The following is a 14,535-nucleotide window of genomic DNA, read 5'->3' on the forward strand; positions in this document are numbered from 1 at the left end:
CGGTTGAGGGAGGCAAAAGTCGGATCAAAGCGGCGCTGACGCGGCGCTGGGCCAATGCCCAGCGCTCGCCGGTGTCGTTACTCGGTAGCGGGCTTGGCACGGGGCTTGAGCCTAAAGCTCACGCCTAGCCGATTGATCGCGTTCATTGCCGCGATGGTGAGCGTAAGATCGACAAGGTCCTTCTCGCTGAAGGCTGCGGCCACGGCCTGATACGCCTCGTCAGATGCGTGGGTCTCGCTGACAAGCGTCACTTCCTCAGACCATGCCAACGCGGCGCGCTCTTGCTCCGAGAACAGGTACGAGGCTTCGTGCCAAACAGGCAGAAGGGTGATTGTGTCGAAGGGCATGCCTTCCTTGAGTAGATCGCGTGTGTGGATGTCTATGCAGTGCGCGCATCCATTCAGTTGAGAAACGCGCAAGAACACCAGGTGGATCAATTTTGAGGGCAACGATGTGCCGGTGGTCACAAAGTGATGGAGCTGTCCAACCGCTTTGGCACCCTCGGGAGAGACCACAAACCAGTTCGCTCGGTTCATTTCTAACGTCCTTTTCCTCTAAGTGTGGGCCGGAGTCGGTCCACTCAAAGGTAGGGACGCCGAGCAGGGACGGTTCGTGACAGCTGATAGCGTGCGCCAGAATAGGCGCTTGGCTGAGCACTGGTGTGCGGTGGGGCTCTACCCGGGCCTGCCGCCGCGCGAGGCCGTGGACCCCCTGACCGACAGCACGCTCATCGCGCCGGCCACGCCTCTGCCGGGCCTACCCCCGACCCGCGAGCAGCAGCAACAGGCCCGGCGCCTGGCTGAGGCTGGGGCGAAGGAGATCGAGCGGATCAAGGCAGCGCTGGAGCCGCGCAAGCCGCCGGCGGAGACGAAACCCCGAGCGAGGGACATCCGCAGCAAGGCGCGGTTGAGGGCGGGGCTGCAGCAGATGCGCGGCGGTGTGTAGCGAGAGAGAATGAAGAAAAAAGGCGGAGCCGGAAGATTCACGACTCCATTACGCCATTTTCTTTTAAACCCTTATGCCGCAAGGGTCTTTGGTGCCGGTGAAAGGACTCGAACCTTCATGGGGTCACCCCCGGCTGATTTTGAGTCAGCTGCGTATACCATTCCGCCACACCGGCAGGCAGCGTGCGATTGTAAACGAGGTCGGCACGGCTTTCATAGTGGGGAGGCCGATCAGGGCGCGTCCTGTCGGCTTCGGCCCAGTGATGGCTATACTGCGGCGGCTTGAATGCCTCCAGGAGTGGTAGCCGATGACAGTGTTGCAGGACCTGAGGGTGCTGGTGGTCGAGAACGACGAGATGAGTGCCGCACTGCTGCAGATGCAGCTGGTGCACGCCGGTGCGACGGTGGTGGGTCTGGCCGCGAGCGTCGCTGAGGCACTGCGCCTGCTGGAGGCGTCGACCCCGGACGTTGCCCTGCTTGATTACCGCCTGGCCCGCAATGAAACCAGCGAGCCGGTGGCCGCGGCGCTGTCGGCGCGTGGCGTGCCGTTCGTGCTGGCCACCGGCATGCTGGCCGAGCAGCTGCCCGAGCCGATGCTGGCCGGCGTGCTGCTGGTCAAGCCGTATCTCTCGGCAGACCTGAGCCAGGCACTGGTACGCGCAGTGGGCCGCGCCAGCGCCAGGGCCTGATTGGCGCATGCTGAAGCGGTGGGCGTATCCTGCCCGGGCCTGAATGCTCAGGCCTACAAGGAGAGTGGCATGAAGAAGTGGATCAAGCGCATGGTTGCTGCGGGTGTCCTTTCGATGGCGGTCTTCGGTGGTACGGCCTCTGCCGCGTGGTGCGGCCAGCCCTGTTTCCAGCTCTACAAGAGCTGCATCGCGCGGGGTGGTGAGGTCGAACAATGCCTGCAGGAACAGGCCTTCTGCGAAGAGGCGATGTGCGGCGGCAATCCCTGATCCATGAACCCCGCCCAGGCGGGGTTTTTCATCTGTGCGCGGTATTCAGCCGGCTTCTTCGTACACGTAGCGGATCTCTTCGCGGTCGTCGAGGATGCGGTACTGCCGCGCCAGATCATCCGGATCGGGATTGAGCCAGGCATCGAGGTGTTCCCTGCGGATGGGAACGACGCCGCGGTCGTGGCCCGCAGCGGCGACGTCGTGCGGAGGCGTGTCGGTGATGGTGGCAAATGACAGCAGGCGACCTTCCGGTCCTTCCCATTCCGCCCACAGGCAGGCCAGCAGCAGATCGCGCGGGGGATCAGGCCGGAACTCCAGCACCACGTCCTGCTCCTTCTCATCGGCACCCAGCGTGCGGCCGGCGATGGCGTGACGCGGTACGTGCTCATAGAACGCCTGCACCACCACCACGCCGTGGCGCAGGCCGAACGCACCGCGCCAATAGCCTTCCAGGCTGTCGCGCCTCGCGTTGTAGGTGCCGGGATAGAGGATGTCGTTGCGCACCGGCTTGTCCGGCAGCCGGCACTGGTAGCGCATCGGCTTGATCACGCGTTTGCCGCCCTCGCTGACCATGACCGGTGCGTAGGTGCCAGGGAAAATGCGGTTGTCGCGCGGCAGCAGCTGCACCCGGTGCAGGTCTTCCAGCCGGGCCTGCGCACGATCGATGCGGTTGCCGGCCACGCGCAGGTCGTTGCGTGCCTTCTGGGTGGGGCGGGTCGCCAGCGTGGCGTTGGCGATATCGCGTCGCTCGCGCTGGCGGGCCAGCTCCGCTTCCAGATCCTGGCGCTCCTGCGCATGCCATTGCTGGATTTTCGCGACGATGTCGCGGCCCTGCTCGGTGCGCGCACCGGCGAAGCCGTCATCCATGGCCTTGGGAGTTCTGGGGCGCTTCTTGCCGGGATCGTGCGCGTACAGCTCCGCGAATTCTTCCAGCGACAGGATGGCGCCGAACTCGCGCACCAGCCTGGCGTAGTCGGCGCGGATCAGGGCGGAATAGCACATGGGAACTCTGCAGGCGCGGGTCGCAGCAGTTGCGACATGGATGAGGCAGGATAGCCCGACCTACAGGGAGAAAGCGCATGAATGATTCCGTCGCCTGCCAGTTCCGCGACGCCGTGCCCACGGTCGAGGACTATTGCCAGCTGCGTGTGCTGGCGGGCCTCAGTGCCAAGAGCCAGGAGGCGGCGGCACGCGCGCTGCCCAATACCCTGTATGGCGTGTGCGCCTACCAGGGCAACGAGCTGGTGGCGATGGGGCGCATCGTCGGCGATGGGGGCTGCCACCTGCAGGTCTGCGATATCGCCGTGTTGCCGCGCCTGCAGGGGCAGGGCCTGGGCAAGGAAGTGATGCGTCGCCTGGAGGGCTGGATGCAGGCAAACCTGCCGCCGTCGGCATACGTCAGCCTTCTGGCAGATGGTGAAGCGCACCGGCTGTACGCGCAGTTTGGTTTCGCACCTACCGCACCTGCATCGATCGGGATGTATCGCCGGTTCTGAGGTGTGTCCAGGCTGAGGCCATCCATGCTGGATCGGGCCTTTTCAGAAATCACAGGCAAAGAAAAACCCCGGCCGAAGCCGGGGTTTTAAAGAATTGGCGTCCCCACGGGGATTCGAACCCCGGTCGCCACCGTGAAAGGGTGATGTCCTAGGCCTCTAGACGATGGGGACGCACGAAAACTTCAAGTTGTAGATCCTTCGACGGCCTAATGTCGAAGTGGTGGAGCCAAGCGGGATCGAACCGCTGACCTCCTGCATGCCATGCAGGCGCTCTCCCAGCTGAGCTATGGCCCCAATGAAACTCCGGATGATCTGCCGGGAGCAGAGTCCGTTTTGAAACTGGCGTCCCCACGGGGATTCGAACCCCGGTCGCCACCGTGAAAGGGTGATGTCCTAGGCCTCTAGACGATGGGGACGCACGAAAACTTCAAGTTGTAGAACCTTCGACGGCCTAATGTCGAAAGTGGTGGAGCCAAGCGGGATCGAACCGCTGACCTCCTGCATGCCATGCAGGCGCTCTCCCAGCTGAGCTATGGCCCCATGTTACCGAGCCGCCTATCATACCTGCGTGTTCACGTTTGTGGAAGCTTTTTTTGAGCTTTTTTCGTTCCGGTTCAACCGCGGCCACGAGGGCAGGGGAACCGCAACGCCACTACCTGAATGCTGGTAGGCGGTGAACAAAAAAGACCCGGTTATCGGCCGGGTCCTCGTTGTTCGTGATGAGTGGCGTCCCCACGGGGATTCGAACCCCGGTCGCCACCGTGAAAGGGTGATGTCCTAGGCCTCTAGACGATGGGGACGCAATTCTCATCAATGTTCTTTAGCGACCTTTCGACGGCCTAATGCCGAAAGATTGGTGGAGCCAAGCGGGATCGAACCGCTGACCTCCTGCATGCCATGCAGGCGCTCTCCCAGCTGAGCTATGGCCCCACGTCGCTGAGGAGCGAAATAATAGCCTTGCCCCAGGGGGTTGGCAAGCATTTGTTGCACTTTTCTTCACGTGCGTTGCGAAGCCGATGTCAGTCGCCTTTCGCCTGTGCAACGTTGTCGGTCAGTGCCGCCAGGATCGGGCACTGGTCCAGCGTGCCGTGACCGGGGCAGGCGTCGACCAGCTGCGAAAGTGCGGTGTGCATGCGCTGCAGCTCGGCCATCCGTTGCGCGATGTCCTGCAGGCGGGCCTGCGCGGTGTCGCGCACGCTGCCCATGTCCTGCGAGTGCTGATCGCTCAGTACGAGCAGCTCGCCGATCTCTTCCAGGCTGAAGCCCAGCGCCTTGGCGCGGCGGATGAATCGCAGCCGGCGCAGATCCTGCTCGCCGAAGATGCGGTAGCCACCCGCCGAGCGGGCCGCGGTCGGCAGCAGCTGCTGTCGTTCGTAGTAGCGCACCGTATCGATCGGCACGCCCGCCTGGCGGGCCAGTTGTCCAATGTTCATGGCGGATTCCTGCGGATGCTGCCGGCCATTGTGAAGCCTGGAGTCTGGTCGAGAGTCAAGGCTTGGACCGGGTGCGCGCATTCAGCGCACTTTGCAACTTTCTTCATAGCCCCGCCGATGGGCCAGTTCCTACCCTTCGCCTGAACCGGCCGTTCGATGGCCTGCAACGAACCGAGGAGGTGGTCTGTGGAAGGATTCAGGAACGAAGGATTCGTCGAGATCGCGGTGGTTGAATACCCGGGAGGTGATCCGTCTGCCGCCTCCGTACTGGCCGAAATGGCGCACGTTGCCAATCGCCTTGCCCAGCAGCAGCGCCGGCCGTTCAAGCGGGTGCTGGTCACCCGCTGGATCGTGCCGGCCAGCCAGACTGGTGTGCACCGTATTGCGGGTGCGGAAATGCTCGATGCGGCCATCCCGGCTGTGATTGCGGTTCCCGGCCAGATCAGTGCCGGCGCGTGCCTGCGCGCGGATGAGGTCCTGCTGGACTGGCTGCGCGCGCACTATGACGGTGGCAGCCTGCTGGCCGCCGCCAGTGATGGCGTCAGCGTGCTGGCACGGGCCGGATTGCTGGCCGGGCGTACGGTCAGTGGCCCCGATCTCGGGCGCCATCCAGGCCTGCAGGCGCAGGCCGCGAGCTGGGTGCCGAGCGAGCGGGCGCTGGTGGATGACGGCGACCTGCTGACGGTCGGCGGGGGCCAGGCCTGGCGCTTCCTGGGCCTGCGGCTGTTGTACCGGCTGCATGGGCAGGGCGTGGCCAGTGCGGTGGCGCAGCAGCTGGGCATCACCGTGCCCGCCACGATCCAGCAGGATCTGGAACGCTTCAGCGCCAACTTCGCACATGGAGATCGTGATGTATTGAAGGCACAGCGCTGGTTGCACACCACGGCGGCACGCGGCGCCACCCTCGCCGCGATCTGCGAAGTCTCCGGATTGGAGCCGCGCACGCTGCAGCGGCGGTTCCTCAAGGCCACCGGCCTGCGGCCGATCGAGTACTGCCAACGGCTGCGCATCGCCAAGGCGCAGACCCTGTTGCAGCAGGGAGCGGGTATCGATGAGGTGGCCTGGGGCGTCGGCTACGCCGATCAGAGTGCGTTTCGCCGGTTGTTCCTGCGCATCGTTGGCATGACGCCGGCGAACTATCGGCGTCACGTCAGCAGCAAGCGCCGCGAGCGGCCCTTGATGCCGTCGGTGGCGGGCAGTCTGCGCGGGCTGCAATCGCCGTCGGTGATGCAACTGGGGCGCAGCGCGGCCTGATGCGGGCAGCATCGTCGGGCTTGCAACCGGAGCGCGACACTTCGACCATGCAGCCAGTGGACGATTGAACAGGTGGTCTGATGTCGAGCGTTGGGCCGGTGCCGATGCCGGTGGTATTGATTCTCGTGTGCGTAGTGCTGGCGATGGCCGTGGCGCGTCTTTGGCCACGCAGGAAGGACGGCATGCCGCTGCCTTCCGCACCCAGCATGGTTCTGGACATGCTGCTGGTGGGCCTGCTGTGTGGTCGCATCAGCTTCGTGGCCTTGAACTTCGCGCTGTATCGCGAGGCGCCGTGGAGCATTCTGCAGATTGCCGATGGTGGCTACCACCTGGTGGTTGTCCTGGTTGCGGGATTGGCATGGGGACTGTGGAGGTTGCGCCCATGGCGGGCGTTGCGCGCCCCGGTGCTGGGCGCGGCGTTGGCAGGTGTGCTGCTATGGGCGGGCGGCAGTCAGCTGTTGTCCGCCTGGCAGGAGCGGCAGATGCCCTTGCCGGTATTGCAGGTTGCTGATCTGCAAGGGGGAAGGGTTGATCTGCAGCAGTTTCGTGGCAAGCCACTGGTGCTGAACCTGTGGGCCAGCTGGTGTGGTCCCTGCAGGCGTGAGATGCCGGTCTTGGCAGCGGCACAGCAGGCACATGCGGACGTGCAGTTCGTGTTCCTCAATCAGGGTGAAACCCTTGAGGAGGTCCAGGGTTTCGTTGCGCGCGAACGGCTCCTGCTGGGCAACGTATTGCTGGACGATGACGCTGCGGCATCCACGGTGCTGGGCGTGCAGGCCTATCCCTCGACCCTGTTCTTCGACGCCGAGGGGCGCCTGCGTGAACTGCACCTCGGCGAACTGACGGCAGCTGGTCTTGAACACAAACTGCGCCGGCTGCGGTAGCCTGCGCGGGCATCTCACTACGGAGTTCCCATGTTGTCGACTTCCCTGCGCACCGCCCCGGCGGTGCTGTTGCTGCCGGTCCTGCTGGCATTGGCCGCCTGCAGCCAGGCACAGACACCGCCGGGCAAGACCGCCGCGGCACCGGCAGCGAGCGCCACAGCCGCTGCCAACAAGGGCGATCGCCCTGCGGTGCTGAAGGGCATCGAGAAGCATGGGTTCGAGGTCGTCGCCGAATTCGATGCCCCCGGTGGCCTGCGAGGTTTCGCCGGCGTGGTCGGCGGCCAGCAGCCGGCAGCGGCCTATGTCACTGCTGATGGCAAGCATGTACTGGTCGGCAGCCTGTTCGATACGGAGGGCAACGATGTAGCCGCTGAGGCCGTTGAGAAGCTGGTGGCCTCGCCGATGTCGGCCAAAATGTGGACCAAACTGGAATCCAGCGCCTGGGTACGTGACGGCAAGGCCGATGCGCCGCGCGTGGTCTATACCTTCAGCGATGCCAACTGCCCTTACTGCCACAAGTTCTGGGAAGCGGCACGGCCGTGGGTCGATGCGGGCAAGGTGCAGTTGCGTCACATCATGGTCGGCGTCATCCGCGAGGACAGCCCGGCCAAAGCGGCGGCCATCCTCGCAGCCCGTGACCCGAGTGCAGCGCTGCTGCAGAACGAGCACGATTTTGATCGCGGTGGCATCAAGGCGCTGCCGAACATCAGCCGCGAGATTGCTGGCAAGCTCGATGCCAATCAGGTACTGATGATCGAAATGGGCTTCCAGGGCACGCCGGGCATTCTGTTCCAGGACGCACAGGGCCAGGTACAGCGTCGTGCGGGCCTGCCGCAGGGTGCCGATCTGCAGACGGTGCTTGGCCCGCGCTGAGTGGCGCCAGCCTCATGAAACATTGCACAGGCCCGCATGGCAGCATGCGGGCCTGTCGCATTCTGTGGCCGGCCTTCCGGTTGCAGGCCCGCGCAACGTTGGTTCATCGTCACGTCTGAATCGTGACTGACATCAAGCATCGCGCCTTGATTCCAATCAAGGCCAAAAACGACAGGCGGATTAGCCTGTGACGCATGGAATACAGCGTCACTGCGCGACGGATGCCGCGCTCGCCACGCCCTGATCAGGGTCGGCCGGCACAGCCATTCACGACATTCTCACTCCGTGCTTGTTACCCAGACCGCTGCGGTCGCCACCTCTTTGGCAGCGCGGCCTTGATGGAGTCGACATCGGTGCGGGCAGGGCAGTGTCATCGTCCTGTTGCCTGCAGTGCGCAGGCTGGCCGCCGCCGTCGACGCAGTATCCGCATTTCCAGCAACTGCAACGTGGGGCCGGAGCCGCGCATGCGTGCGTTCGGCCTGCGAGATGAACATGGACGTCCAGGGAGGATGCAATGCGCGTGGCGGTACTGAGTCTGGCCTGCTTGACCGTATTGGCGATCACGCCGGCATATGCACAGGCTGATGACAAGGAGGACGCGCAGGCGCTGCGCCGTGAGATCGCGGCCATGCGTCAGGTACTGGAGGGCATGCAGCAGCGGCTGGATCGGCTTGAGCAGCGCAATGGCGCGGTTGCGCCTGCCGTCGCGCAGATCCCTGCGCCTGCGACCGCACCTGCAGGCGCTACCCATCTGCTGCATCCCACCCAGGTGCCGGGCGTGGCACAACCGGTGCTGCCGCAGCGTGAATCGGTGGCCGATCCTTCCACCGCGGCATCGCGACCGGACAGTGCGGCCGGCCCAACCGACCCGGATCTGAAGGGGTTCTTCGCCATTCCCGGCACCGATACGGTGATCCGCATCGGCGGCTACGCCAAGCTCGATGCCATCGCCGATTCGCGCGCAGCCGGCGACGAAGATCAGTTCATTCCTTCGTCGATGCCAGTGGGCGGCCGTCATCGTGACGTGTCCAATTTCAACATCCATGCCAAGCAGACCCGCTTCAGTTTCGAGGCGCGGCGCCCGACCTCGCACGGGAACCTGCGCTTCTACCTGGAGAACGACTTCTTCGGCAGCAGTGATGGTTACGAATTCCGCCTGCGCCACGCCTATGGCCAGCTCGGCAATACCTACGCGGGCTACGGCTATTCCAGCTTCATGGATCCGGACAGCCTGCCTGACACGCTGGATTTCGCCGGTCCGGGTGGTGCGGGCTATCTGCTGGTGGCCGGCATCCACCACAGCTTTGCGATGGGCAAGGGCAACACCCTGACTGTTGCCGCCGAAGATCCGAAGACTGAACTTGCCGGTGCCAGCGATGAGCGCGCGGCGGTGAACCGGCTGCCGGATGTGACGGTGACGGCGCGCATGGAGCGCGACTGGGGCCACCTGCAACTGGGCGCGGTGGCACGCAGCCTGGCCTATGACGGTGACGATGAGCGCGACCGGCGCATGGCCGGTGGTCTGCAGCTGAGCGGATCGGCGTCGGTGGGCGAGCGCGACCTGCTGCTGTTCGGTGCCCTCGGTGGGCGCGGCCTGAGCCGTTACACCGCTGACCTGACCGGCTCCGGGCTGGACGCGGTGGTCGGTGCCGATGGCCGCCTTGATGCGCTGGACCTGCACGGTGGTTTCGTTGGCTACACCCATTACTGGTCCGAGCTGTGGCGTTCGAACCTGATCGTCGGCCAGCTGACCCTGGAGCGGAATGCTGCACTGGGGGCCGACGCATTCCGTCAGAGCCGCTACGGCGTGTTCAACCTGATCTGGAGCCCGGCACCGTCGTGGACGATGGGCATGGAGCTGCTGTACGGGCGCCTGGAACAGCAGGGCGGCGCGCGCGGCGACACGGTCCGGGTGCAGGGCAGCCTGCAATACAACTTCATCAAGTAAGCGCCAGCGGCGTTACGCCAGCGCAACCGTCCCCACGCCCGGCCGCACCGGGCTCATGCCAGTACAGGAGATTGTCATGGCAGAAGCAAAGAAAATCGGGGTGGTCGGAGCCACCTTCCTCGTCGCCGGCAACATGATGGGCTCAGGCGTGTTCCTGCTGCCCTCCAGCCTGGCCAAGATCGGTACCGCCTCGATCTGGGGCTGGCTGATCACCACCGCCGGTGCGCTGCTGCTGGCGTTCGTGTTCGCCAAGCTGGGCAAGCTGGCGCCCAAAGCGGGCGGTCCATACGCCTATGCGCGCGACTGGTTCGGGCCCTACATGGGCTTCCAGACCAACACCATCTACTGGTTCGCCAACTGGATCGGCAACGTCGCCATCCCGATTGCGGCGGTCGGCTACTTCAGCTACTTCTTCCCGATCCTGTCCGAGCCACTGGTGCGCTGCATCGCGGTGCTGGCGCTGGTGTGGGCGCTGAGCTTCGCCAACATGATCGGCCCGGCCTTCGTCAGCCGTGTGCAGACGGTCACCACCAGCTTCGCACTGGTGCCGATCCTGGGCATCGCCATCTTCGGCTGGTTCTTCTTCGATGCCGACATCTTCAAGGGCGCCTACAACGTGTCCGGTGAATCCAACTTCGGCGCGATCTCCAGCGCTGCGGCATTGACCCTGTGGGCCTTCATCGGCGTCGAATCCGCTTCGGTCACCGCCGGCGTGGTGGAAAACCCGGAAAAGAACGTGGCCCGTGCCACCCTGGCCGGTGTGTTCCTGGCTGCCATCGCCTACATCGCCAGTTCCTCGGTGATCATGGGCATGGTGCCCAACGGCGAGCTGCAGACCTCCGATGCGCCGTTCGCGCTGGCTGCGGCCAAGGCCGTCGGTGGCTGGGGCGGTGCGCTGGTCAGCCTGTGCGCCTTCATCGGCGCGGCGGGTTCGCTGGGTGGCTGGATCCTGCTGACCGCACAGAGTGCCAAGGCGGCCTCCGACGACGGGCTGTTCCCGAGCATCTTCAGCAAGACCAACAAGGATGACGTGCCGGTCAAGGGCGTGCTGATCGTAGCGGTGCTGATGACCCTGGCGGTGCTGGTCACCTCCACCTCGGAAACCGCGTCGGCACAGTTCGACGTCATCACGTCGGCCGCCGTGGTACTGACCCTGCTGCCCTACATCTACTCGTGCGTGGCCTGCTACTTCGTGGTCGAGCGTTCGCACACCCTGGTCCATACCGGTGCGTTCTGGACCCTGACCAGCCTGACCGTTGTGTACTGCCTGTGGGCGATCTACGGCTCGTCGGGAACCATCGTGCAGTACGCCTTCCTGTTCGTGCTGTTCATCACCGTGTTCTATCCCTTCTTCAGCGAGGAGCGCCGCCAGCAGCGGCAGCGCGCCCGCGAGGCATCGGCCATCAGCGCCGGCGCCCAGCGTTCCTGAGTTCGACAAGGAGAATCAACGTGTACTTCAAGTCCCTGGACTATCCGGTCATTGTCATCGACAACGACTACGAGTCGCCGCGCATCGGCGGCATCCTGATCCGCGCCCTGGTGGAAGAACTGCGCATCAACGACCAGCGCGTGCTGTGCGGCCTGAACCTGGATGATGCCCGTGCTGGCGCCCGCACCTACGTAGCGGCCTCGGCAGTGCTGATTTCGATCGATGGCAGCGAAGAGGTGGACGGCGAGTTCCAGCGCCTGACTGCCTTCCTGCGTGAGCAGAGTGCGCGCCGCGCCAACCTGCCGGTGTTCCTGTACGGCGAGCGCCGCACCATCGAGAAGGTGCCGAGCAAGCTGCTCAAGTACATCCACGGCTTCATCTTCCTGTTCGAAGACACCAAGAGCTTCATCTCGCGGCAGGTGATGCGCGCAGCCGAAGACTACATGAAGAACCTGCTGCCGCCGTTCTTCAAGGCGCTGATCCATCACGCGGCCGAGTCGAACTATTCCTGGCATACACCGGGTCATGCGGGTGGCGTGGCATTCACCAAGTCGCCGGTCGGCCGTGCATTCCACCAGTTCTACGGCGAGAACACCCTGCGCAGCGATCTGTCGATCTCGGTGCCGGAGCTGGGCTCGCTGCTCGACCACACTGGCCCGATCAAGGATGCCGAGGAAGAAGCGGCACGCAACTTCGGCGCCGACCATACCTTCTTCGTCACCAATGGCACCTCCACCGCCAACAAGATCGTCTGGCACGGCACGGTGGCGCGCGGTGACGTGGTGTTCGTCGATCGCAATTGCCACAAGTCGCTGCTGCACGCGCTGATCATGACCGGTGCAGTGCCGGTGTACTTCACCCCAAGCCGCAACGCGCACGGCATCATCGGCCCGATCAGCCTGGACCAGTTCACGCCGGAGTCGCTGCAGCAGCGCATTGCTGCCAACCCGCTGGCCAGCCAGGCCTACCAGGCCGGCTCCAAGCCACGCATCGCAGTGGTCACCAACTCGACCTATGACGGCCTGTGCTACAACGCCGAGAAGATCGCTGATGAGATCGGCAGCGCGGTCGATTTCCTGCACTTCGATGAAGCCTGGTACGCCTACGCCGCGTTCCATCCGTTCTACGAGAACCACTACGGCATGGCCAAAGGCAAGCCGCGTGAGCAGGATGCGATCATCTTCACCACGCATTCAACCCACAAGCTGCTGGCGGCGTTCTCGCAGGCCTCGATGATCCACGTGCGCAACTCGGCGCAACGCAACCTGGACGCCGAGCGCTTCAACGAGTCGTTCATGATGCACACCTCGACCAGCCCACACTACGGGGTGATCGCGGCCTGCGACGTGGCCTCGAAGATGATGGAAGGCGAGGCTGGCCGTTCGCTGGTGCAGGAGATGCACGACGAGGCGATCGCGTTCCGCCGCGCGATGCTGCACGTCCGTGACGATCTGGGCCGCGACGACTGGTGGTTCAGTGTGTGGCAGCCGACCCAGGTCGAGCGCAGCCTGGACAAGGGTGATACGCCGGCGCCGCTGGTGGCCAAACGCGAGGAATGGTACCTGCAACCGGATGCCCATTGGCATGGCTTCGAGAACCTGGTCGATGACTACGTGCTGATCGACCCGATCAAGGTGACCCTGCTGACCCCGGGCCTGGCGATGGACGGCAGCATGGGCAAGCTGGGCATTCCGGCGGCGGTGCTCAGCAAGTTCCTGTGGGGTCGCGGCATTACCGTGGAGAAGACCAACCTGTACTCGGTGCTGTTCCTGTTCTCGATGGGCATCACCAAGGGCAAGTGGAGCACGCTGGTCACCGAGCTGATGGCATTCAAGGAGCTGTATGACCGCAACGCGCCGCTGAGCCAGGCACTGCCGACGCTGGCGGCCGACTATCCCAATGCCTACGCCGGCTGGGGCCTGCGTGACCTGTGCGATGCACTGCATGCGTTCAACCAGGAATTTGCGGTGGCCAAGGTGATGCGCGAGATGTACGTGGATCTGCCGACCCCGGTGATGACCCCGGCCGATGCCTACAACCACCTGGTCAAGGGCGAGATCGAGCGGGTCGACATCGAGCAGCTCAGTGGCCGTGTCGCCGCGACCATGCTGGTGCCGTACCCGCCGGGCATTCCGACCATCATGCCGGGCGAGCGCTTTGGCGACAGTGACGAGCCGATCATCCAGTCGCTGCGCATCGCCCGCGAACAGAACGCTCGTTTCCCGGGCTTCGAGTCGGACGTGCACGGGCTGATCATCGAGCAGGAGGGTGATGCGGTTTCGTACAAGGTGGAGGTGCTGAAGGCCTGACCGGCAACGGTCGGCCGTTCGGCGGACGATGGATACCGCGCGCGAGCAACGCATCCTGAAGTTCTCCATCGGGGTCACCCTGGCGGTGAGCACGGTCGGCTTCGGCGGTGGCCTGCTGGTGGGATCGCAGGCCATCCTGTTCGATGGCGTGTACAGCCTGGTCGACGTCGCGCTGACCCTGGTGTCGTTATCGGTGCTGCGGCTGGTGGCGCGGGAGCAGAGCCCGCGCTTCCAGTACGGCTACTGGCACCTGGAGCCAATGGTCGAGGCACTCGGTGGGGTGATCCTGTCGCTGGCCTGCGTGTATGCGCTGGCCAACGCGGTGATTGGCTTGACCACGGGCGGGCATGAAGTGAAATTCGGGCCCGCGCTGTGGTGGGCGGCACTGCTGAGTGCCAGCAACCTGGCGATGGCGCTGTTTGTCGCCCAACGAGCGCGGCATCTGCGCTCGGCGCTGTTGTGGCTGGACGTGCGTGGCTGGCTGCTGGGTGGGTTGATGAGCCTGGCGGTGGTACTGGCCTTCGTACTGGCCCTGGCCCTGCAGGGGGGCGAATGGCACCACTGGGTGCCGTACCTGGATTCGATCGTGCTGGCGTTGATCAGCCTGGCGGTGCTGCCGGTGCCGGCGCGCAGCGCGTGGAAGGCCATGCGTGAAGTACTGCAGGTGGCGCCGGATGATCTGGACCGGCGCGTGCAGCAGGTGATGCAGGCATTCGTGGCCGAGCGCGGTTATGCCGGTTTTACCAGTCACGTGGCGAAGATGGGGCGGATGCGCTTCATCGAGATCCATGTGCTGGCCGACCCGGGTACGCCGCTGGGGTCGGTGGGCGAGGTTGATGCGATGCGCGATGAGATCGCGGTGCGGCTGGATGCGCGCGGCAGCACGTTCTGGCTGACCATCGATTTCACGGCAGACCCGGCGTGGACGTGAGCGGGAAACGGTAGAGCCGAGCCCATGCTCGGACGCCATTCGCGCAGCGCAGCGGAGCACGGGCTCGGTTCTACACGT

The 14,535-nt window shown here is 64.6% G+C and carries 14 protein-coding genes and 7 tRNA genes; 11 read left to right on the plus strand and 10 right to left on the minus strand.

The window, feature by feature from the left end; genetic code table 11:
- Nucleotides 1-77: 77 nt before the first annotated feature.
- Complete coding sequence (locus tag AC5P8D_RS02260; protein ID WP_019336516.1) at nucleotides 78-536, minus strand: carboxymuconolactone decarboxylase family protein; 459 nt, start codon at nucleotides 534-536, stop codon at nucleotides 78-80.
- Nucleotides 537-645: 109 nt separating this feature from the next.
- On the opposite strand from AC5P8D_RS02260, the gene AC5P8D_RS02265 reads away from it, so the two are divergent.
- Nucleotides 646-945: a hypothetical protein gene (locus AC5P8D_RS02265; RefSeq protein WP_224328272.1), complete on the plus strand. Its 300-nt coding sequence runs from the start codon at nucleotides 646-648 to the stop codon at nucleotides 943-945.
- 89 nt (nucleotides 946-1,034) lie between these two features.
- On the opposite strand, the gene AC5P8D_RS02270 is transcribed toward AC5P8D_RS02265, so the two are convergent.
- Nucleotides 1,035-1,120: transfer RNA gene (locus AC5P8D_RS02270), tRNA-Leu, on the minus strand.
- Nucleotides 1,121-1,252: 132 nt separating this feature from the next.
- On the opposite strand from AC5P8D_RS02270, the gene AC5P8D_RS02275 reads away from it, so the two are divergent.
- Together AC5P8D_RS02275 and AC5P8D_RS02280 are read left to right on the plus strand one after the other, a co-directional pair.
- Nucleotides 1,253-1,633, plus strand: a complete 381-nt coding sequence (locus AC5P8D_RS02275; protein WP_010484954.1) for a response regulator — start codon at nucleotides 1,253-1,255, stop codon at nucleotides 1,631-1,633.
- A 69-nt stretch (nucleotides 1,634-1,702) separates the two neighbouring features.
- Nucleotides 1,703-1,900, plus strand: a complete 198-nt coding sequence (locus AC5P8D_RS02280; protein WP_010484956.1) for a hypothetical protein — start codon at nucleotides 1,703-1,705, stop codon at nucleotides 1,898-1,900.
- A gap of 45 nt (nucleotides 1,901-1,945) precedes the next feature.
- Here the strand turns inward: AC5P8D_RS02280 and AC5P8D_RS02285 are convergent, their stop codons facing one another.
- Complete coding sequence (locus AC5P8D_RS02285; RefSeq protein ID WP_043403083.1) at nucleotides 1,946-2,902, minus strand: SOS response-associated peptidase family protein; 957 nt, start codon at nucleotides 2,900-2,902, stop codon at nucleotides 1,946-1,948.
- A gap of 77 nt (nucleotides 2,903-2,979) precedes the next feature.
- Between AC5P8D_RS02285 and AC5P8D_RS02290 the strand changes: the two genes are divergently transcribed.
- A complete protein-coding gene (locus AC5P8D_RS02290; RefSeq protein WP_010484960.1) occupies nucleotides 2,980-3,396 on the plus strand; it encodes a GNAT family N-acetyltransferase in 417 nt (138 codons plus the stop codon).
- 95 nt (nucleotides 3,397-3,491) lie between these two features.
- Here the strand turns inward: AC5P8D_RS02290 and AC5P8D_RS02295 are convergent.
- The 7 genes from AC5P8D_RS02295 to AC5P8D_RS02325 form a co-directional block, all read right to left on the minus strand.
- Nucleotides 3,492-3,567 (minus strand) — tRNA-Glu (locus AC5P8D_RS02295).
- 47 nt (nucleotides 3,568-3,614) lie between these two features.
- Nucleotides 3,615-3,690, minus strand: a tRNA-Ala gene (locus tag AC5P8D_RS02300).
- A gap of 46 nt (nucleotides 3,691-3,736) precedes the next feature.
- Nucleotides 3,737-3,812 (minus strand) — tRNA-Glu (locus AC5P8D_RS02305).
- A gap of 48 nt (nucleotides 3,813-3,860) precedes the next feature.
- Nucleotides 3,861-3,936: transfer RNA gene (locus AC5P8D_RS02310), tRNA-Ala, on the minus strand.
- Between the two features lie 184 nt (nucleotides 3,937-4,120).
- Nucleotides 4,121-4,196 (minus strand) — tRNA-Glu (locus AC5P8D_RS02315).
- Nucleotides 4,197-4,250: 54 nt separating this feature from the next.
- Nucleotides 4,251-4,326: transfer RNA gene (locus AC5P8D_RS02320), tRNA-Ala, on the minus strand.
- A gap of 89 nt (nucleotides 4,327-4,415) precedes the next feature.
- Nucleotides 4,416-4,829 (minus strand): heavy metal-responsive transcriptional regulator, encoded by a 414-nt coding sequence (locus AC5P8D_RS02325; RefSeq protein ID WP_010484978.1) that lies wholly within the window; start codon nucleotides 4,827-4,829, stop codon nucleotides 4,416-4,418.
- Between the two features lie 186 nt (nucleotides 4,830-5,015).
- Between AC5P8D_RS02325 and AC5P8D_RS02330 the strand changes: the two genes are divergently transcribed.
- The 7 genes from AC5P8D_RS02330 to AC5P8D_RS02360 all read left to right on the plus strand — a co-directional run bounded on the left by AC5P8D_RS02330 (nucleotide 5,016) and on the right by AC5P8D_RS02360 (nucleotide 14,457).
- The gene (locus tag AC5P8D_RS02330; RefSeq protein WP_019336511.1) at nucleotides 5,016-6,083 is read left to right on the plus strand and encodes a GlxA family transcriptional regulator; all 1,068 of its coding nucleotides are present in this window, start codon (nucleotides 5,016-5,018) and stop codon (nucleotides 6,081-6,083) included.
- 80 nt (nucleotides 6,084-6,163) lie between these two features.
- Nucleotides 6,164-6,967, plus strand: coding sequence for a TlpA disulfide reductase family protein (locus tag AC5P8D_RS02335; protein WP_224328271.1), 804 nt, complete (start codon nucleotides 6,164-6,166; stop codon nucleotides 6,965-6,967).
- A 30-nt stretch (nucleotides 6,968-6,997) separates the two neighbouring features.
- A complete protein-coding gene (gene dsbG, locus AC5P8D_RS02340; RefSeq protein ID WP_313270392.1) occupies nucleotides 6,998-7,840 on the plus strand; it encodes a thiol:disulfide interchange protein DsbG in 843 nt (280 codons plus the stop codon).
- A gap of 514 nt (nucleotides 7,841-8,354) precedes the next feature.
- Nucleotides 8,355-9,788 carry a DcaP family trimeric outer membrane transporter gene (locus AC5P8D_RS02345; RefSeq protein WP_329764517.1) on the plus strand — a complete coding sequence of 478 codons (1,434 nt, stop codon included), beginning with the start codon at nucleotides 8,355-8,357 and terminating at the stop codon, nucleotides 9,786-9,788.
- Between the two features lie 76 nt (nucleotides 9,789-9,864).
- Nucleotides 9,865-11,217 (plus strand): arginine/agmatine antiporter, encoded by a 1,353-nt coding sequence (gene adiC / locus AC5P8D_RS02350; protein ID WP_329766747.1) that lies wholly within the window; start codon nucleotides 9,865-9,867, stop codon nucleotides 11,215-11,217.
- Between the two features lie 20 nt (nucleotides 11,218-11,237).
- Entirely contained in the window at nucleotides 11,238-13,526 is a 2,289-nt protein-coding gene (locus AC5P8D_RS02355) for an Orn/Lys/Arg family decarboxylase (protein WP_197597130.1), read from the plus strand.
- A 28-nt stretch (nucleotides 13,527-13,554) separates the two neighbouring features.
- Nucleotides 13,555-14,457, plus strand: a complete 903-nt coding sequence (locus AC5P8D_RS02360) for a cation diffusion facilitator family transporter (protein WP_010484991.1) — start codon at nucleotides 13,555-13,557, stop codon at nucleotides 14,455-14,457.
- Nucleotides 14,458-14,535: the final 78 nt, after the last annotated feature.

Source organism: Stenotrophomonas sp. YJH_SMC_101-4 (assembly GCF_059370395.1).